Below are 20609 nucleotides of genomic sequence, written 5' to 3' on the forward strand. Positions count from 1 at the left end.
AATATGAATCCAATTCCTTACGGACGTCAGACAATTACAGAATCAGATCTTGAAGCCGTTGTCAGCGTCCTTAAATCTGATTATCTCACGCAGGGGCCGGAAATTCCCGCCTTCGAAAACAAATTCGCAGAATATGTCGGCGCAAAGTATGCGGTTGCAGTATCTAATGGCACTGCTGCACTTCACCTCTGCGCAATGGCACTTGGCGTAAACAGCGTAAGCCGGGTGATCACCACCCCTATTACTTTTGCCGCTTCCGCGAATTGCATAAAGTATTGTGGCGGAGAGGTCTGGTTTGCAGATATTGATCCTGAAACATATTTACTGGATATCAATAAAGTGAGGAGCTTGCTGGAAGCTCACCCCAAAGGTTTTTTCCAGGGTATCATCCCTGTAGATTTCGCGGGACAGGCAGCTGACCTCGAGGCCTTCAGGAAGCTGGCAGATGAATATGGTCTGTGGATCATCGAAGATGCATGCCATGCTCCGGGCGGGTACTTTACAGACAGCCAGGGCAACCATCAGAACTGTGGAAACGGAAACTTTGCCGAGCTGTCCATTTTCTCTTTCCATCCCGTAAAACATATTGCAACCGGAGAAGGGGGAATGATTACCACAAACAGCAAACAGCTATATGATAAGCTGATCCTTTACAGAACACATGGCATCACGAAAGATCCGTCTATGTTCCTCAATTCACCCGATGAGGTCGCCCAGGGAGGTTGGTATTATGAAATGCAGGAACTTGGCTATAATTACCGGTTAACAGAGTTTCAGGCCGCTTTAGGTTCTTCGCAGCTCGGACGCGCAGAAGCAAACCTTGAGAGAAGAAGGGTGCTGGCAGCCAGGTATGATAAAGCGTTTGAAAACAGCCCCGTGATCAAGCCAGTAAATACGGGAGGGCACGCCTGGCACCTCTACGTCATCCAGGTTGATGACAGAAAGGGACTGTACGACTACTTAAGAGAACAGCATATCTATGCACAGGTACATTATATACCGGTGCATTTACTTCCTTACTATAAAGGACTGGGACACTCGAAAGGTGAAGCTCCGGCAGCTGAGGCTTACTACGAAAGGTGTCTGAGCATCCCGATGTATCACGCTTTAACAGACGAAGACCAGGACAGGGTAATTAATACCATCCTGAGATATTTCAACCTTGCCGTTTTTTAATAAAGCAGGACACTGTGAAGAATATTGGAATTATTACGCAGGCTAGAATGACAAGTACCCGGCTCCCGGGTAAAATATTCAGAGAGGCTCACGGTCGGCCTCTCCTGTCTTATCACATTGAAAGGCTGCAGAAAACAGGACTTGACCTTGCTATAGCAACAACCCTGAATTCAACGGACGACTGTGTATCAGACTTCGCGGCTCAGAACAACTTAAAAGTTCACAGAGGAAGCGAAGAGAATGTACTGAGCCGGTTTTACGAAACGGCTACCAAACACCATTTCGGTCTTATTGTGCGGGTCACGTCAGACTGTCCTCTCATCGACCCGCATCTAATAAGAAACAGCATAGAAAAGTATCTTAAAATCAACAATGAGAACCTTTACATGAGCAATGCTATTGAAAGAACATTTGCCAGGGGTTTCGATTTTGAGATTTTCAGCTTTAAATTACTGGAAGAAGCATTTCTGAAGGCCGTTGACAAAGCAGACCAGGAGCATGTAACTCCATATATCTGGAAAAACACTTCGGGAAACACAGAGTTTTATCATATAAAGCAGGACACGGATCATAGCAGCCTGAGAATTACAGTGGACACCCCTGAGGACTATGAGCTGATTAAGATATTAATTGAAAAGTATCAGGCTGACAAACTTGATTATCATAGTATTGAGGAACTTTTGATAGGCCACCCTGAGCTGACGTCTATTAATGCTGATATTGAGCAGAAAAAAGTATAGGACTTCTTATTGAAACAGGATATTATCATAAGAGCAGACGGCGGAACTTCCATTGGAATGGGGCATATCGTCCGCTGTCTGGCACTCGCAGACATGCTCAAAGAACATTTTAGCATTAGTTTTGCCGTTCAGGAGCCCGGCAATCCGGTCATTGAAATGATCAGGGAAAGGGCGATTGAAATCATAGCCCTGCCGCAAACCTCCGATTTTGAAGAAGACTTCCTGAATTTTCAACCATATCTCCGGCCAGGAGTAATTGTTATACTGGATGGTTATGGATTCACTGCCAGGTATCAAAACGGGATAAAACGAAAAGGATGCAAACTGGTCTATATAGACGACCTGCATAGCTGGCGCCAGGTGGCAGATGTTGTCATCAATCACGCTGAAGGGATCTCACCTCTGGATTATGAGGCCGAAGATGATGTACGCTTTTGTCTTGGCTCAAAATATGCCATGCTGAGGAAACCCTTTCTGGCCGATACCGAATCCCGCAAGCCCGGACCTCTGAGAAGTATTTTTATCAGCATGGGGGCGGCAGACAAAGACAATCTGACCTGGAAGTTTACAGAGGCCTTACTGGATATCCGCCAAATTGAGGAAATTCACCTTATGCTGGGAGCGGTTAATCCTCACCTTCAACAGATCCGGCATCTTGCCATGACTGTTACAGAGGTAAAGATCAGCATCCACATCAACATAGATGCAGCCGGCCTCCGGCAATTATTAGAAAGAAGCGATCTGGCAATCTGCCCTGCAAGCACGATTGCGCTGGAAGCTTGTGCTGTTGGTATAGGGCTGTTATCAGGGTTTTCGGCAGATAACCAAAAGTCCATTCTAAATGGCTTAAAGTCGGCACAGGTTCTGAAAGACCTGGGAGATCTGCAGAAGATCAGCACGAGCGGCATTAAGCTTCATGTAGAAAGCCTGATTAAAGAGCCGCATCAAATCTCCGGAATGATACAAAATCAGAAAAAGCTGATAGACGGCCGTTCCGCTGATAGATTGAGGAGTGTATTTGAAGAACTTAAGAATGAAAAACTTCATTTCAGGTTCGCGGAGGAGAAAGATGCCATGTTATATTTTAAATGGACGAACGACCCCGTAGTAAGAGCTAATTCATTTCAACAGCACAATATCAGTCTTGAACACCATCTCCGGTGGTTTCATGAGCATATTCACGATCCTGATTATTATTTTTATCTCTTTCTGGATAAAGAGGGCTCTCCTGCCGGACAGGTCAGGATTAGCAGGGACGGAGTAGAAACCACTATCGGTATTTCAGTTGATGAGAACTTCAGAGGCCAGTCGCTGGCTCCTGAAATGATTAGGAAAGCAAGCAGGCACTATCTTGCCCACCATCCGGAAGAAAAAGTAAGCGCCTACATAAAGATAGAAAATACGGCGTCCTATAAATCGTTTATAAAAGCTGGGTTCATAACAGCGGCAATAACAGATATCAGCGGATGCAAAAGCTACAAATTGGAAAGGAAAGACATTTATGAATGATATTAAAATTGGCAATTTCACAATAGGCGACCAGCACAAGCCTTTCGTAATTGCTGAAATGAGCGGTAATCACAATCAATCACTTGAGAGGGCGCTGGAGCTTGTGGATGCTGCAGCCAGGGCGGGGGCTCATGCACTGAAACTTCAGACCTATACGGCAAATACCATCACAATGCAGGGCGCTTATACCATTCATGATGAGAAGTCGTTATGGAACGGCCGCGAACTCTACGACCTGTATAAAATGGCGTATACTCCATGGGAATGGCATGAAGCGATCTTTGACAGGGCGAAAGAAAAAGGCATGGCTGCATTCAGCTCTCCTTTTGATGAAACAGCAGTAGACTTTCTTGAAAGTCTCAATGTCCCCGCATATAAGATCGCGTCTTTTGAAAACACGCACCATCCCCTTTTACGTAAAGTGGCCGCTACCGGAAAACCCGTGATCGTTTCTACCGGGGTAGCCACAATTGCAGATATAGACGAAACCGTCAGGGTACTCAGGGCTGCAGGCTGCAAGGATATCATCTTATTAAAGTGTACGAGCACATACCCGGCAAGTCCTGAAAATACCAATCTCCTGACCATCCCGCATCTCAGGCAACTACACAATTGCCTAACAGGCCTTTCAGATCACACCATGGGGATAGGAGCCTCTGTAGCTGCGGTAGCGCTGGGAGCGCGCGTCATTGAGAAGCACTTTACACTAAGAAGAGCGGATGGCGGGGTAGACAGTACGTTTTCTTTAGAACCGGAGGAGCTGCAGGCACTCGTCACAGAAACTGAAAGAGCGTTCCTTGCCCTTGGTCAGATCCAATATGGCATCCAACCAGCAGAAGAGAAGAGCGTGTTCTTTAAACGCTCCATTTATGTATCAAAAGACATCAAAAAAGGGGAAGCATTTTCTGAAGATAATCTCAAAGTCATCAGGCCGGCTATAGGTCTCCCTCCAAAATTCATTGATTCTGTAATAGGAAAAACTGCAAATACGGATCTTAAAGCGGGAACTCCTTTAAGCTGGGAAAATCTTTAACTTCGCCGCCAGTTATGAACATGATCGGCAAGCAGACTATCAAAGGAAGCATTTATTCTTACCTCGGTGTAATTATCGGCTTCTTTAGCGTTACGCTTCTGCGGTCTCATGGGCTCAGTTCTGAGGAAAACGGATATCTGGAATTGATCATGGCCTTCGCTGTAATCCTTACACAGTTCGGGTCGCTTGGCTTTTTTTCTGCGAGTACCAGGTGTTTCCCCTATTTCCGGAATGCGGAGAAAAACCACCATGGATTTCTGTTCCTGATGCTTGCGGTGCCTCTTGTTGGCACCTTGATCATTTGCCTCCTCTTCCTCCTTCTGAAACCGGTTATTTTTGCGTATACTGACTACGAGGACTTCTTTAACAATTATTCACCGGTCATATTGATCCTGACAACTGGAACTCTTCTTTTTAGTGCCTTTGACAACTATAATCGCGTGGCACTCCTTGATGCAGCAACAGGCTCAATATTAAAGGAATTTCTGCAGAAGCTGACTGTCGCCTGTGCCCTGGCGGTTGTGTTCTTCTATCCGCTTCCATTCTCGCAGTTTATCTGGATCTGGCTATTTGCCAACCTTATCCCGACCGTTCTCATCATTATTAATGTAAAGAAGAAAGAAAAGATCAATCTGGCTCCCGACTTCAGTTTTCTGGACAAGCCAATCGTTAAAATGCTGAGCAGTGTAAGCCTTTTCGCCGTTATCACCGGGCTGACCACTATGATCATCCAGTACATTGACAAGATCATGATTAAAGATATGCTGAATACGTCCCTTACCGGGATATATGGAATCACGGCGTTCTTTGGCACTGTAATTTCTATGCCGGCACGGGTGATGTACCGGATCGGGGGTGTTATAGTCGCAGAAAAATGGAAATCGGATGATCTGCCCGGAATCGCTTCTATATACAGGAAGAGCTGCCTGAATCAGTTGTTGATCGGACTGCTTCTATTCGTTGGCATCTGGGCAAATATTGACAACATTTTAAAAATGGTCCCCCCTGAATATGCGCAGGGCAAATATGTCATCCTGTTTGTCGCCATGAGCGGCTTAATTGATATGGCGACCGGCATGAACGGAATGATCCTTGCCACATCGCGGTACTACCGTTATGATACTTATTTCTTCCTGGGGCTGATTTTCGTAACAATACTTGCAAATTATTTTTTCATCCCCGTTTGGGGAATAGCCGGTGCAGCTGCAGCAAGTACCCTTACAACTCTTATATTCAATCTTTACAGGTATATATTTCTCTGGAAAAAATTCGGTTTGCAGCCCTTCGATATACGAAATCTGTACATCATGCTGATAGGGTTTGCTATATTATTCCTCATACACTATCTGCCGGAGCTACCTCTTATTCCGGATATCATTATCAGGTCAGGAATTATCACGCTCTTATATACCGGAATCATATATTCTCTTAAGATCGCTCCTGAGATGAACGACACCATTGATGGTTTGAGAAAAAAGGTCTTTAAATAGCAGTTAGCCCTTACAAAAATTTAAAAGTAAGAGACTGCCCGGAAAGTATCTTAAATAGCAAACTGACAAACTCTGTGTAATAAAGATCGCGGCTGATGTAAATTCCGGATTACAAGGAAGGTTAATTATAATACTAAAAAACAAAAAAGAGGCTAAACTCACTTCAAATTGAGTTTAGCCTCTTTATATTAATTATGACAGCTACTTTTGTTTAAACAAACTTTTTAGCATTTATCTTACGCTCATTTTCTGTCAGGTAGATCTTGCGTAACCGCATGCTCTTAGGAGTAATTTCAATATACTCGTCATTCTGAATATATTCCATTGCTTCCTCAAGCGAAAATTTAATTGCGGGAGCAATCCTGACGTTGTCATCACTTCCGGAAGCACGCATGTTTGTTAACTGCTTGCCTTTTACGACATTTACTACCAGGTCATTATCTCTGATATGCTCACCCATGATCTGGCCTTCATAAACATCTTCGCCCGGTTCCACGAAGAACCGGCCGCGGTCCTGCAGCTTATCAATAGAATAAGCAGTCGTCTGCCCCTTTTCCATTGACACCAATACTCCGCTCAGCCTTCCGGGGATATTACCCTTCCATGGCTCATAAGATTTAAAACGGTGCGCCATAACAGCTTCTCCCGCAGTTGCAGTAAGCACGTTATTTCTAAGTCCGATAATCCCCCTTGAAGGAATCTCAAATTCGAGATGCTGCAAGTCACCCTTAGGCTCCATCACCAAAAGCTCACCTTTCTTTTGAGTCACAAGCTCAATTACCTTACCGGCAACCTCACCCGGAACATCTACGATCAGTGTCTCTACCGGCTCACATTTCACTCCGTCAATTTCCTTAACGATTACCTGCGGCTGACCAACCTGCAGTTCATATCCTTCACGACGCATCGTTTCTATCAGAACCGACAGGTGAAGAATTCCTCTCCCATACACAAGATATGCATCAGGGGAATCAGTTTCAACCACTTTTAAAGCAAGGTTCTTCTCCATCTCCTTATGAAGACGGTCACGAAGGTGACGGGATGTCACAAACTTACCTTCCTTGCCAAAAAACGGAGAGTTGTTGATAGTGAACAGCATATTCATCGTCGGCTCGTCGATGTGGATCACTTCAAGTTGTTCAGGGTTCTCAAAGTCAGCGATAGTATCACCAATCTCGAAGCCTTCGATACCAACAACAGCGCAGATATCACCTGATTTAACTTCCTGAACTTTGATCTTTCCAAGACCTTCAAATGTATACAGCTCTTTAATACGTGACTTCTGTATCTTGCCATCCCTTTTTACCAGGGATACCGGCATATTCTCCTTTATAAGTCCCCGTGCAACTCTTCCGATAGCGATACGGCCAACAAAGGACGAATAGTCAAGAGAAGTAATTTGCATCTGCAGAGTACCTTCATTCACAGGCGCTGCAGGAATATGCTCCAGTATAGCATCCAGCAAAGGAGTGATATCCTCAGTCTGCTTCTTCCAGTCTGTGCTCATCCAGCCCTGCTTGGAGGATCCGTAAATAACAGGAAACTCAAGCTGTTCCTCTGTCGCTTCAAGATTAAAGAAAAGTTCGAATACAGCCTCGTGAACTTCGTCAGGACGGCAATTCTCCTTGTCTACCTTATTTATAACTACGATAGGCTTCAAACCTAACGCAAGTGCTTTCTGTGTAACAAAACGGGTTTGAGGCATTGCACCTTCAAATGCGTCCACCAGAAGTAACACACCGTCCGCCATTTTTAATACCCGCTCCACTTCTCCCCCAAAGTCCGCGTGCCCCGGAGTATCAATAATATTGATTTTTACTCCTTTGTAGTTTACCGACACATTTTTAGATACGATCGTAATCCCACGCTCACGTTCGAGATCATTGTTATCCAATATCAGCTCACCGGTTTCCTGGTTGTCCCTGAATAGCTGGCATGTGTGTAAAATTTTGTCTACCAGAGTAGTTTTACCGTGGTCAACGTGTGCAATAATTGCAATATTCCTAATGTTCTGCATGAAAAATGCTCTCAAAAAATTTCGGCAAAGATACGGTTTTAAATTCGTATTTCAGTGCTTTTGCAAAGCTTAAAAACAAATGACAATCAGGCATTAAGATTATTTTACCTTTGTGTTATGGGAGCTCAGGAAATTATCGTTACCGGGTTATTTATCATAGCGCTCGGATATATTATCAGAATCATCTACAGAAACCTCAATTCCAAAAAAGGTTGCGCATCCGGATGTGGCAAATGCGGCGTCGATTTCTCCGGTATACAGCCATCCCGCCCGGTAAAAGAAAAGTAGAAGCCTGATCGGTTCCTTTACTTTTCTATCAGGCACACCGCATGAGCAACTACACCCTCTTCCCTGCCTATAAAGCCCATTTGTTCATTGGTTGTCGCCTTTATAGACACATCCTCTTCTGAAATACCAATAGCTTCTGCAATATTCTTTTTCATTTGAGATACATGAGGATTGATCTTAGGGGCTTCCAGGCAGATCATCGCATCGATATTACCTGTACGCCAGCCCTTTTCAGCAAGAAGCCTGACACACTCTTTCAGCAATACAATACTGCTGATCCCTTTCCACCGCTCATCTTTGTTGGAGAAATGATAACCAATATCACGCAGATTAGCTGCACCCAAAAGGGCGTCGCAAATAGCGTGCAGCAGCACATCTGCATCCGAATGCCCATAAGCTCCTGAATGATGATCAAGGGTTACTCCTCCTAATACAAAAGGATGTCCCTCCTTTAGCTGATGAACATCAAATCCAAATCCTACTCTAATCTTCATTTTATATTATATGTAAAAGTAAAACGCAGGGTGTTTGCCAGAGGGCTCCGCTGCTGACTCGCGATGAGGTATGAAAAATCAAGGTTAAAACGCCTGTAACGAACTCCTCCGCCCAGGGTCAGGTACCGCCTGTCACCTTTATCCGGGTTTTCATAAAAATATCCGGTCCTTAAGGCAAATTGCTTATCATAAATATATTCCATGCCAACTGACCACGCGATTTCCTTCAGTTCTTCTGAAAACCCGCCGGGAGCATCGGCAAAAGAGCCGAATATCGCGGCAGGCACCGACTTGTCAGGATCGCTTCCCTGTATAATGTTCCCATCAGGATCTCTCACCGGCGGAGACGGGACAAGCAGCTTATTCAGGTCCAGGGCAAATGTAAATTCACCTGGTCCGTCAAAAAGGGTCGCTGCAGTCCCCAGTCTTAAATTGGTTGGCAGAAAAAGTTTCTCACCATTGCCTGAGTATCCTATTTTATTCCCGATATTGGTAATGCTCGCACCAAAAGCAATGCGGCCATCCCTCCCCCAAAAATTTGCCGGCTGATGATAGTACGCTGAAACATCTGCGGCGAGCGCGGTCCCCGCATCTGTGCGCTGCCCCTGAAGAAGGACACCGTTAGAAAGATTGGAGTAAACGAACCGGATGTTCGATCCCAGCGAAAACCTCTCACCAAACTTTCTGGCAAAAGAGCCGTCAATCGCGAATTCATTGGGCGTAAAGGTTCCCGGAACATCATCAGGCCCCTCTCTCAGCTCAATATCCCCCGCAGTAAAATAGCGAAATGATAAGCCTGCCGTATTCCGGTTATCAATCCTGTAATGTGCACTCATATAAGCCAGATACATATCCGATGCCAGGTTATGCAGCCATGGGCTATATGACAAAGCAACAGAACAGCTGTCGGGTGTAAAAGCTAACTTGGCTGGATTCCAGTGCGCAGAATTCACATCGGGCGAGGTCGCTGCACCCACCTCACCCATTGCCCCCGACCTGGCATCTGGCGCAATGAGAAGGAAATCTGCTCCGGTGTCAATGCGTTTCGTTGTAGTGACAGACTGGGCCTGAATGCTTAAAGAAAAAAGCACACAGGCAATCCCTGATATGCATCGTTCCATTACCTGAACTTTAACAAACGACATGCATTAAAAGTATAAATTTTTTACGGAGGAAAACAATTTTTTAAAAAGCGCCGTATGAATGATACAGGCAAACTTACTATTAAACAATATGTTATTAGTGGAAATTTTAAATACGTGTAACCCACAGAATTAATTAACGTATAAACAGGCAGAACACAGTTAATTTGATTTTTGTCACGCTGATGATTAATCACTATTTTAGCATTTTTAGCTCTCAAAAAAATAAATGAAAAGATTATCTATACTTTTTACCGCTGGGATGTGTGCATTGGGATTGCTGGGGACGTCCTGTAAAAGCAAAAGTAGCGGAGTTTCTTCCAAAACAGGTTGGTCCTACAACGATAAAAATAACGGGGGATTTTCGGTTGCGAGAAAAATAAAACCAGGTCCGGGACCCGGTCTTATCGCAATTGAGGGCGGAACATTTGTTATGGGAGGCAGTCTGAGTCAGGATCTCGCCTATGAATATGACAACCTGAGAAGACGAGTTACAGTCGCCTCATTTTATATGGACGAAACAGAGGTTTCCAATGTCGACTGGCGCGAATACCTCTATTGGATACAGAGAAATTTCCCCGGAGACCGGGAATATTATTACAATGCCATGCCGGATACACTCGTTTGGCGCCGCCCGCTCTCCTATAATGAGCCGTATGTAGAAAACTATCTCCGTCACCCCGCCTATCAGGACTATCCTGTAGTGGGAATCAGCTGGGAGCAGGCACGTGAGTATGCAGAGTGGCGTACAGACCGTGTTAACGAGCAGATCCTGCGGGAAAGAGGCATCCTTCTTGATTATAAAACGCTTGCTGCTAATACAAGAGGCGGAGCAGGTGCAACAGGAGGTGGTGCCGCCACCAAAGATCCTTTCAACACAGACATTTATCTGAACGGTCAGTATCAGGGTCAGGGCATTGACGGCAAAAGAATGCCAAAGAATTTGAATCCTTCAGCAAACGCTGCCGGAGCAACTGGCGGTACGGTACCGAGAAGGCCCGTAACCCGGGAAGATGGTGTACTAAAAGAACACTACCGCTTACCCACAGAGGCAGAATGGGAATATGCTGCGCTCGCCCTGGCCGGAAACACTCAATATGAAAATATAGAAGATGGAAAGATCTATCCATGGAATGGCCTTGGAGTCCGCTCCGCTAAGAAGAAAACTCAAGGGATGATCATGGCCAACTTTAAACGTGGAGAGGGTGACAACATGGGTACAGGAGGATATCTGAACGATAAAGCAGACATCACAGCTCCGGTAAGAGCCTACCTTCCTAACGACTTTGGCTTATACAATATGGCAGGGAATGTGAATGAGTGGGTGGAAGACACATACAGAAAAATGTCATTCGAAGATTTTGAAGACTTCAATCCTTTCCGTGGTAATCAATACGTGAACAAGAGACTGGAAGACAAGAGCAAATGGACTTACGCTAAAGACAAATACGGCAGGCCGATAAAAGATGCTGCCCCTTCGCTTAGAAAACAAACCTGGGCTGAGTTGAATGGAACTGCTGACAGTACAGCAACTTCAAATAGTAAACCATTCAATCCCGATATGAGAGGATTCCAGGATACAGTTAATCATGAACTGTATGGCACGGTAACACTGGTGAACGACAGGTCAAAGGTATTCAAAGGAGGATCATGGAATGACCGCGCTTATTGGCTGAACCCTGCAACAAGAAGGTTTATGCAGCAGGATGAAACAAGTGCCGAAGTCGGCTTCAGATGTGCAATGAACATGACGGGATCTACAGAGATCTACACTAAAAACAAACCTCATTTCAAACAACCGAAGTCAAGGGCTTCCAGCAGAGCTAAATAAGATTTCTTAATGATATATAATATTAGAAAGGGCTTCGGCCCTTTTTTTATTGGGTAAGGGCGTACTGAACAAGATTAGCGCCCATCTTTAAAGCCTTTTGCCGGGTAGCTTCAGAGTCGCCTGCATAAGTTCCATAATCCTCCCACCCATTTCCCAAATCGCATTCATAAGTGTAAAAACAAACAAGCCGTCCTTTATAAACCAACGCGAATCCCTGGGGACGCTTCGCATCATGTTCATGTATCTTTGGAAGACCTGCAGGAAACTGAAACTTCTGCTTGTATACAAGGTGCTGCGGACTCAGTTCGGTAAAACTCAGCTCAGGAAGTACCTTCTTCATCTGGGGACGGATGAATTTATCGAGACCGTAATTATCATCAATATGGAGAAATCCCCCACCGGTTAAATACTTCCTGAGGTTTGCCGCCTCCTGGTCTGTAAAAACCACATTACCGTGTCCGGTCATATAAACAAAAGGATAGTTGAATAACCCCGGGCTACCCGCCTCAACAACCGCTTCTTCCGTATCAAAATTAGTTCCGATGTTCTTATTACAGAAAGCAACCAGGTTGGTCAACGCAGTACGATTAGCATACCAATCACCTCCACCGTTATACTTCAGGCGCGCCAGTTTATAGGAAGGCATTGTAAACCCTGCCGGCAGCATGGCGCCCGCAGCAAGAAGCACGCCCATGAATTCACGTCTCTTCATCTCTACCTGTTTAAGAAATTGACCTCAAAACAAGCTTCAAGGCCGGCAGTCTCTGTACGTAGCCTGGATGTCCCTAAAGATATCGGAACAAAACCTTCTTTCAACGCACTTTCCAGCTCAGCCGGACTGAAATCTCCCTCCGGTCCTATTAAAATAATATAAGATGATTTAAGTTTTAAGCGTGTATTCAAAGGAGACTTCTCTCCTTCCATACAATGAGCAATAAACTTCTGCTCCTGCGAATGGAGATGAATAAAGTCTCTGAACCGAACAGGCTCGTGAAGCACAGGATGATAAGCCTTAATCGACTGCTTTACAGCGGATGTAATAATTTTGCTCAGCCGGCCGGTTTTAACTTCGCGTCTTTCCGACCTGTCACAGATCAGGGGAGTAACCTCGTCTATACCTATTTCGGTCGCCTTCTCAAGGAACCACTCGAAGCGCTCAATATTTTTGGTTGGAGCGATGGCTACATGAAGATAATGCTCTCTCTTCCCATAGTCAGGAAGGTGCTCTTCAATTTCCAGAATCGTTCTCCGGGCATCCGGACTAACGATCCTGGCTTTATAAAAGCCCCCTCTCCCGTCTATAAGATGAATAATATCATCAGTACCCAAACGCAAAACCTTAACACAATGCCTGCTCTCTTCCTCACTTAATTCGTATTGGCTGCCGGATATGTCAGGGGTATAGAAAAGATGCATACTGAATACTTTTAACGTGTATCGATAGTATCTTCGTGATTGATGACAAGGTCTAACTTAACAGACTCAATATTTTGTTCCGTTTTCTTCAGAATAGTTATAACGTAACCATAAAACTCCTTCCGTTCACCAACCTCCGGAATCTTTCCGAAAAGATCGCCCACAAGCCCGCCGACAGTATCATAATCCTCATCTTCTGGAAGATCATGTGGTAAATACTCGTTCACATCGTATATCGGGGCAGAAGCATTCACAATAAATTCATGATCCGACACCTTTTCTACTATCGGCTTTTCCTCATCGAATTCATCCTGAATCTCCCCAACCAGCTCCTCAACAATATCTTCCAGCGTAACCATACCGGCAGTACCGCCAAATTCATCAAGAACAATTGCGATTTGAATCCGGCGTTGCTGAAACTCCTTCATCAGATCGTTAATTTTCTTGGTCTCAGGAATGAAATAAGGCTTACGGATAATATCCTCCAGCACCATTTCTTTTTTTCCGGCAAGTATGGGCAGGATATCTTTTGCATGAATTACCCCCACAATCTTGTCGATGGTTTCGTCATACACAGGTATCCGGGAATACCCTTCCTTCAGAATAGTATCAAGCACTTCCTGCTCTGGCGTACTCTTCTCAATGCCCGATATCTTGGTTCTCGGAACCATGATATTCTTAACGATCCTTTCATTAAAATCGAAAACATTTTTAATCAGCTCGTGCTCATTGATGTCGAGTACACCGCTTTCCTTCCCTTGCTCCAGAAGATATTGCAGCTCCTCCGAAGTATGCGCAGCCTCGTGGCCGTTTACCGTACTGATCCCGATCATTTTCAGGATAAGGTTGGCAAAACCATTTAAAAGCCAGATGAAGGGGCGGAATACTATATAAAAGAAATGAAGAGGCAGAGATACCCCCATGGTGACACCAATAGGACGCTGGATAGCGATAGACTTTGGTGCAAGTTCGCCAAAAACAATATGTAAAACGGTGATGATAACAAAAGCAATAATAGGTGCAGCTGTCTTTGTAAAAGAAGCCACAAATAAAGGCCCTGCACCAAATGCATACAGCAGATTACTCAGGAGATGCTCCATTACTTCCTCTCCTACCCATCCGAGACCAAGAGAAGCAAGCGTCACCCCCAACTGAGTAGCCGCAAGATAGGCATCCAGATGCTGGGTGATATGCTTTGCAGTTTTCCCCATCCGGCTGCCCGACTTTGCCTGAATCTCTATCTGAGATGCCCGCACTTTTACAATCGCAAATTCGGCGGCAACAAAGAAACCGTTAAGTAAAACCAGGAAGAAAGTAAGAAATATCTGGAAGCCCATCTATCTTATAACTTTGGTGCAATCGTGGTGTTATACAACTCTATGCTATCTTTGATCACTTTATAAGCTTCATCCCTTCCCATAAGTTGCTCAACTGTCACATTCTTATGTTCCAGGGCTTTATAATCCTGGAAAAAACGCACAATTTCCTTCATTGTATGAGGAGGAAGGCTCTCAAGATCATCAATATAATTAACCGACATATCATTCTTTGCTACCGCAATGATCTTATCATCCTGCTCTCCGTTATCCACCATATGCATGACACCGATTACCTTCGCTTCAATGATAGACATCGGAAACACGTCCACAGAACACAACACAAGAATATCGAGGGGGTCTTCGTCATCACAGTAAGTCTGGGGGATAAAGCCGTAATTTGCAGGATACATCACCGACGAAAACAAGATCCGGTCAAGCCTCAGCAACCCGGAATCTTTATCAATTTCATACTTACCTTTAGAGCCTTTCGGAATTTCGATGATAGCGTTAACAAAAACAGGTAATTGATTGCCTGGAGACACTCGGTGCCAGGCATTGTCTTTACTCATAGTCATTTATATTTTCGTTCAACTTCTTATTTTAACTTTTGTTTAGAAATTTTCTCTTAAAAAAGGCCCAAACAAGAGGAATAGCAGTAACGAAGATAAAACCGATAATAATATATAAAAGATATTCGTCTATCTCCTTCTCAAATCTTTTCCCCAAGAAAAAACCTAATAAAGTTAGTGATGCAACCCACAAAATAGCGCCGGCCACATTATAGAAAGTAAATTTCTGGGGATTCACCCCAATAACTCCCGCAACTATAGGGGCAAACGTCCGGACTATCGGAATAAAACGTCCCATGATTAATGCGAAAGCTCCCTGTTTTTCATAATATTCTTCAGCAGCTTTGATGTATTTCTTTTTAAAGAATAAGGAGTCCTTTCTCAGGTATAGCACAGGTCCCGTCTTTCGTCCGAACCAGTATCCTACGTAATTACCTAATATAGCGGCAGCCATCAGTCCGGCTACAAGTGTATAAATCGAAACATCCAGCTTCCCCGTGGCCACAAACATTCCGGCAAGGAACAACAGATAATCTCCGGGAAGGAAAAATCCAAAGAACAATCCGGTTTCCGCAAAGACCACAAATAAAACCAGATAAAAACCACCTTCCCTAAGAAGCCTTTCCGGATTAATTAATTGTTGAAGATGGTCCCAGAGCTCGTGCATAATGAATATCCGTAAAGCTACGAATATTAGAACAACTTTTTATTCTAATATCCGATCATATCAGCCCTGCTATAAAGTGGGGATAAATACCCATTAGTATAGTAGCTACTGCAGAGAAGGCCAGAACAATTTTGTAATAGGCCGGAACAATCAGTTCAGTTCTCTCCTCGGGCTTAAAATACATAGCCACAATTACCCTGAAATAATAGAAGATTGCGATGACAGCATTCACCACTGCAAATACCACTAAATAAGTATGATAAGTGGCAAGTGTCCTGGTAAACATCATGAACTTACCGACAAAACCGGCAGTCAGCGGGATACCCGCCAGCGACAGCATTGCTATTGTCAATGTAAATGCAAGAAAAGGATTCTTCTTACTAAGGCCGTTAAAGCTGTCAAAGCTATCATTTCCGGTTTGTCTCTGCAGGATAATTAACACTCCAAAGGCAATAATAGAAGCAACTGAATATGACGCAGCGTAGACAAAAAGAGCATTATCAGAAGATCCGTCAAGAGCGATCACACAAAACAACATGTATCCGGCATGTGATATACTCGAGTATGCCAGCATCCTTTTGAAGTGTTGCTGATAAACGGCCGTAACATTTCCGATCAGCAGTGACAACGCTGCTATAGTTACAAGAACAGGTATCCAGAACTCCTGTTTCGGTGCAAAGCAATTCAGCATTATTCTCAGAAAAGCTGCAAACCCGGCTGTCTTCACCACTGTACTCATAAATGCTGTGATGAGAGAAGGAGATCCTTCATACACGTCAGGCGTCCAGAAATGGAAAGGTGCCGCACCCACCTTGAAGCACAGTCCGATCAGGATCAGAATGATCCCGGTATACAGAAGGGCCGAAGGCTTGGGTGTTGATACGATATAATTGCGTATACCCTCAAGGTCAAAAGAACCTGAAGCCCCATATAAAAGAGCTACTCCAAACAGCAAAAACCCTGTTGAAAACGCACCCATCAGGAAGTATTTAAGGGCAGCCTCATTAGATGAAAAATCCCTTTTCTTAATCCCTGCAAGGATATAAAGACTTACCGACATGATCTCAATACCAATAAACAGCATCGATAAATTATGGTAAGATACCATCAGTACGATACCGGCCAGAGCAAACAAGATCAGTGCATAATACTCCGCTACATTAGAACTTATCCTTTCAAAATAACCCTTTGAGAGAAGAAGTACCAGGAAAGTGGTAAATATTGTAATACCCGAGAATGCTATTGCAAAATTATCAAACAGCATCATATTGCTGAAGATCGGCGTAGGGAAGCTGTTCCACTCTGATACAGCCAGGGCAAAAGCACCGGCAAGCCCAAGCAATGTCACCGGCAGCAAAGCTTTATACGCTTTGAACAATCCGAGGTATAAAATGAATAATGCTAAGAGAGATATAGTTATTAATGCATTCATTGTCTTAATTCAGTATCACTTATTGCCTAGAACGTTGTACTTAAACCATTAATCCTTGCCTCAACAGTTTGAACCAGAGTTTTCACTGCTGCTTCAGAAATGTGAAGAATAGGGTTTGGATAAACACCTATCACAATGATCAGCACACACACGATCCCAAGTACCAGCTTTTCGGTCCCGTCAATATCTTTAAATGTCAGCGTCAGTTCATTCGTCTCACCCAGCATGATTCGCTGATACATCCTCAGCATATAAACCGCACCAAAGATGATTGTCAAACCCGCAATAACAGACGCATAGAGATTATATTGGGATAACCCAAGTAGCAGAAGATACTCTCCTATAAACCCATTCGTAAGCGGAAGAGCGATCGTTCCTAATATGACAACCAGGAAAGTAATCGCCAGCTGAGGTGATACAGATGCAATTCCCCCCATCTTCGAACTATCACGCGTTTCCAACCTCCGTGTTATAATATCAGCCACAAAGAACAAAGCAAACACGTTAATACCGTGATTGATCATTTGAATCATGGCTCCCTGCAAACTCTGTACATTCCAGACAAACACACCTGCTGCAATTAGTCCGACGTGCGCAATAGACGAGTATGCTATAAGCCGCTTGATATCTTTCTGGGTAAAAGCAATGATGGAGGCATAAACGATGCCCACTATCGAAAGCATTAATACCCATGGCCCCCATTGATTATAGCCCAGGGGCACGACAGGGATTAACCAGCGGATAGCACCATAAACTCCCATTTTCAGCATAATGCCCGCCAGGAGCATAGTACCCGTCGTAGGCGCCTCCGTATAGGTATCCGGCTGCCATGTATGAAATGGAAAAACAGGCATTTTAATTGCAAAGGCAAGAAAGAATGCTAAAAATACCCAGCCCTGGGCAGTTGGACTGATCGATGCGTTATAAAAAGCCTGAAGGCCGAAGCTTTGCCCAGGCGTATGATAAGCCATATAAATAATCGCAAGCAACATGATCAGGCTTCCGAAAACGGTATATATGAAAAACTTCATATTAACACGTATTCTGTTTTCGCCCCCCCATATCCCGCAGATAAAGTAGATCGGTATCAATGCAGCCTCCCAGCCAAGATAGAAAAGAAAACCGTCAAGTGCCGTGAAAACCAGCAAAAGCCCGCTTTGCATGAAAAGTATTAACCCGTAAAATGCTCCCGGATTTTTATAATCATGTTTAAAGCTCGAAAGGATAATTAATGGTATCAACCCGTTAGTCAGGAGCACAAGCAGCATGCTGATCCCGTCGATTCCAGCTTGAAAACGAATTCCGAATTCAAGGAACCAGGGATAGTCATATTCGAACTGCGGCGCAACAGAATCGGGGTTAAAAACAGAAAGAAGGTAGACGGACACTCCTAACGAAAGCAGAGACCAGATAAAGGCCACAATCTTTGCATTTCGGGATTTACCAAATAAGGATGCGATCAGAGCACCGGCTAAAGGTAAAAATATAAGCAGTAAAATTTCCATTTATTGTTTCTTATCCTTCCTGTTATATTTTATAAAAACTATAGAAAAGCAAAGCAATAACACCGGCCACCATCATAAATATATAGAACCCTATGTTACCCGTCTGAACCAGGCGAAGTCCTTTTCCTGCCAGTCCGGTTGCCTTACCCAATCCATTAACTATTCCATCTATTATAGCTTTATCGATTATTTTATAAAATAATCCGGATAAAGCATTTAAAGGCCGTGTGATGAGTACATCATAAACCTCGTCGATATAATACTTGTGATAAGAAAGATTACCCAAAAAGCCGCGTGACGCATGGTCCGGAACCGGCACGTGATGCTTTTTCGTATATCTTACATAAGCAACAATAGCTGCAATAACGGCTCCGAGCACAGATATTGTCATCAGCATATACTCGGTGTTATGATCTAAATGATGTACTTCATGTCCTGCAGCTTTATTCGTGAAGACCGGAGCAAGGTAATGGGAAAGCCAGTGCTTTCCGCCCAGAACTTCAGGCACACCTATAAATCCACCGAATATTGACAACACCGCCAGTACGATCAACGGTATAGTCATAGTAGCGGGAGACTCATGAACATGATGCTCCTGCTCATGTGTTCCCCTGAACTTGCCATAAAATGTCAGGAACATCATCCGGAACATATAAAAGGCAGTAAAGACAGCACCGATAACACCAATTACCCAGAAGATCTTGTTATGCTCATAAGCGTTTGCAAGGATCTCATCTTTAGAGAAAAATCCGGAAAAAGGGGGTATCCCGGATATAGCGATTGTTCCTGCTAACATTGTTATAAAGGTAACCGGAAGCTTTTTCCTCAATCCGCCCATTAATCTCATATCCTGCTCATTACTCATTGCGTGGATAACAGATCCGGCTCCAAGGAAAAGAAGTGCCTTAAAGAATGCATGAGTGATCACATGGAAGAAAGCTCCTGTATATGCACCAACACCCAGTCCTAAAAACATATACCCCAGCTGCGAAACAGTTGAGTATGCCAGAACCTTCTTTATATCCGTCTGCGTAATGGCTATCGTAGCAGCCAGAATTGCTGTAGCAAGCCCGACAATTGCTATGACATTCATAGTAAGCGGGGCAAGCATGAACAGGACATTAGAACGTGCTATCATATAAATCCCTGCTGTTACCATCGTAGCAGCATGGATCAGAGCTGAGACGGGCGTAGGTCCGGCCATTGCATCAGGCAACCATGTAAAAAGAGGAATCTGCGCTGATTTTCCGGTTGCTCCAACAAAAAGCAGCATAGTGATCAGGACCATTACAGGTGAGCCGACCTTCATTTCCGCAGCTTTCGTAAAGACTTCACCAAATTCAATCGAACCGAAAATCCTGAATATGACAAATATGGCGATCAGAAAACCCAGGTCTCCGATACGGTTCATAACAAATGCCTTCTTTGCCGCACTTGCATATGAGCTGTTCTTATACCAAAAGCCGATAAGAAGATAAGAGCAGAGCCCGACCCCTTCCCAGCCAATGAACAGTACAACATAGTTTGAACCGAGAACCAGAAGCAGCATGAAGAAAACAAACAGGTTCAGGTAGGAAAAGAACTTTGCATATCCTTTATCATGATGCATGTAACCAATGGAATAAACGTGGATTAAAAAGCCTATCCCCGTAACGATCAGCAACATTAAAGAACTAAGATGATCAACCTGGAACGAAAATGGGATCGAAAGAGATCCTGTTTGAATCCAGTTAAACAAAGGTACGTAATACGCAGTTGCACCCGATTTTTCTAATTCAAAAAATATAGCTGTACTTAAGCCAAATGATAAAAGTACAGACAAGCAACCTACTAATCCAACAATACTCTTTGGTAATACATTCCTTCCAAATCCGTTAATCAGGAAACCGATCAAAGGAAATAAAGGAACTAACCAGACTAAATTTATCGCCGACATGAACCCTGTTCGTATAAAAAAGTTAACTATTATCCTAAATAAAGG

General features: G+C 44.0%; 18 protein-coding genes. 7 read left to right on the forward strand and 11 right to left on the reverse strand.

Annotated features, from left to right (window positions below; genetic code table 11):
- Positions 1-3 precede the first annotated feature (3 nt).
- Genes pseC through DDR33_RS00255 form a run of 5 tightly spaced genes read left to right on the forward strand, consistent with a single transcriptional unit; the run spans position 4 to position 5948 of the window.
- The gene (gene pseC / locus DDR33_RS00235) at positions 4-1176 is read left to right on the forward strand and encodes a UDP-4-amino-4,6-dideoxy-N-acetyl-beta-L-altrosamine transaminase (RefSeq protein WP_109413755.1); all 1173 of its coding nucleotides are present in this window, start codon (positions 4-6) and stop codon (positions 1174-1176) included.
- A 14-nt stretch (positions 1177-1190) separates the two neighbouring features.
- A complete protein-coding gene (locus tag DDR33_RS00240) occupies positions 1191-1916 on the forward strand; it encodes a cytidylyltransferase domain-containing protein (protein WP_109413756.1) in 726 nt (241 codons plus the stop codon).
- A 9-nt stretch (positions 1917-1925) separates the two neighbouring features.
- Positions 1926-3425 carry a UDP-2,4-diacetamido-2,4,6-trideoxy-beta-L-altropyranose hydrolase gene (gene pseG / locus DDR33_RS00245; protein WP_109413757.1) on the forward strand — a complete coding sequence of 500 codons (1500 nt, stop codon included), beginning with the start codon at positions 1926-1928 and terminating at the stop codon, positions 3423-3425.
- A complete protein-coding gene (gene pseI / locus DDR33_RS00250) occupies positions 3418-4458 on the forward strand; it encodes a pseudaminic acid synthase (protein ID WP_109413758.1) in 1041 nt (346 codons plus the stop codon). The genes pseG and pseI overlap by 8 nt, the downstream gene beginning before the upstream one ends.
- Before the next feature lie 14 nt (positions 4459-4472).
- A complete protein-coding gene (locus tag DDR33_RS00255; protein WP_109413759.1) occupies positions 4473-5948 on the forward strand; it encodes a lipopolysaccharide biosynthesis protein in 1476 nt (491 codons plus the stop codon).
- 211 nt (positions 5949-6159) lie between these two features.
- Here the strand turns inward: DDR33_RS00255 and typA are convergent, their stop codons facing one another.
- Positions 6160-7965, reverse strand: a complete 1806-nt coding sequence (gene typA, locus DDR33_RS00260; RefSeq protein WP_109413760.1) for a translational GTPase TypA — start codon at positions 7963-7965, stop codon at positions 6160-6162.
- 117 nt (positions 7966-8082) lie between these two features.
- Here typA and DDR33_RS00265 point away from each other — a divergent pair, with 117 nt between their 5' ends.
- Positions 8083-8253 carry a FeoB-associated Cys-rich membrane protein gene (locus tag DDR33_RS00265; protein WP_109413761.1) on the forward strand — a complete coding sequence of 57 codons (171 nt, stop codon included), beginning with the start codon at positions 8083-8085 and terminating at the stop codon, positions 8251-8253.
- A 17-nt stretch (positions 8254-8270) separates the two neighbouring features.
- On the opposite strand, the gene ispF is transcribed toward DDR33_RS00265, so the two are convergent.
- Entirely contained in the window at positions 8271-8747 is a 477-nt protein-coding gene (gene ispF / locus DDR33_RS00270; protein ID WP_109413762.1) for a 2-C-methyl-D-erythritol 2,4-cyclodiphosphate synthase, read from the reverse strand.
- On the reverse strand, positions 8744-9868 hold the full coding sequence (porV, locus tag DDR33_RS00275) for a type IX secretion system outer membrane channel protein PorV (protein ID WP_158280601.1): 1125 nt from the start codon (positions 9866-9868) through the stop codon (positions 8744-8746). Before porV ends, ispF begins: the two co-directional genes overlap by 4 nt.
- Positions 9869-10118: 250 nt before the next feature.
- Here porV and DDR33_RS00280 point away from each other — a divergent pair, with 250 nt between their 5' ends.
- Positions 10119-11720 (forward strand): SUMF1/EgtB/PvdO family nonheme iron enzyme, encoded by a 1602-nt coding sequence (locus DDR33_RS00280; RefSeq protein WP_109413764.1) that lies wholly within the window; start codon positions 10119-10121, stop codon positions 11718-11720.
- A gap of 46 nt (positions 11721-11766) precedes the next feature.
- On the opposite strand, the gene DDR33_RS00285 is transcribed toward DDR33_RS00280, so the two are convergent.
- From DDR33_RS00285 to nuoL, 8 genes are read right to left on the reverse strand one after another with little or no spacing between them, the layout of a single operon-like run.
- Entirely contained in the window at positions 11767-12432 is a 666-nt protein-coding gene (locus tag DDR33_RS00285) for a DUF4159 domain-containing protein (RefSeq protein WP_109413765.1), read from the reverse strand.
- 2 nt (positions 12433-12434) lie between these two features.
- A complete protein-coding gene (locus DDR33_RS00290; RefSeq protein WP_109413766.1) occupies positions 12435-13136 on the reverse strand; it encodes a 16S rRNA (uracil(1498)-N(3))-methyltransferase in 702 nt (233 codons plus the stop codon).
- An 11-nt stretch (positions 13137-13147) separates the two neighbouring features.
- Positions 13148-14473, reverse strand: coding sequence for a hemolysin family protein (locus DDR33_RS00295; RefSeq protein WP_109413767.1), 1326 nt, complete (start codon positions 14471-14473; stop codon positions 13148-13150).
- A 5-nt stretch (positions 14474-14478) separates the two neighbouring features.
- Complete coding sequence (locus tag DDR33_RS00300; RefSeq protein ID WP_109413768.1) at positions 14479-15024, reverse strand: inorganic diphosphatase; 546 nt, start codon at positions 15022-15024, stop codon at positions 14479-14481.
- Between the two features lie 31 nt (positions 15025-15055).
- The gene (locus tag DDR33_RS00305; RefSeq protein WP_109413769.1) at positions 15056-15691 is read right to left on the reverse strand and encodes a DedA family protein; all 636 of its coding nucleotides are present in this window, start codon (positions 15689-15691) and stop codon (positions 15056-15058) included.
- A 55-nt stretch (positions 15692-15746) separates the two neighbouring features.
- Complete coding sequence (locus DDR33_RS00310; RefSeq protein WP_109413770.1) at positions 15747-17123, reverse strand: NADH-quinone oxidoreductase subunit N; 1377 nt, start codon at positions 17121-17123, stop codon at positions 15747-15749.
- A gap of 26 nt (positions 17124-17149) precedes the next feature.
- Positions 17150-18628 (reverse strand): complex I subunit 4 family protein, encoded by a 1479-nt coding sequence (locus DDR33_RS00315; RefSeq protein WP_109413771.1) that lies wholly within the window; start codon positions 18626-18628, stop codon positions 17150-17152.
- A gap of 22 nt (positions 18629-18650) precedes the next feature.
- Entirely contained in the window at positions 18651-20564 is a 1914-nt protein-coding gene (gene nuoL, locus DDR33_RS00320) for an NADH-quinone oxidoreductase subunit L (RefSeq protein ID WP_109413772.1), read from the reverse strand.
- Between the last annotated feature and the right edge of the window lie 45 nt (positions 20565-20609).

Origin of the sequence: Pararcticibacter amylolyticus (genome assembly GCF_003130405.1) — a bacterium.
GTDB classification, from domain to species: domain Bacteria; phylum Bacteroidota; class Bacteroidia; order Sphingobacteriales; family Sphingobacteriaceae; genus Arcticibacter; species Arcticibacter amylolyticus.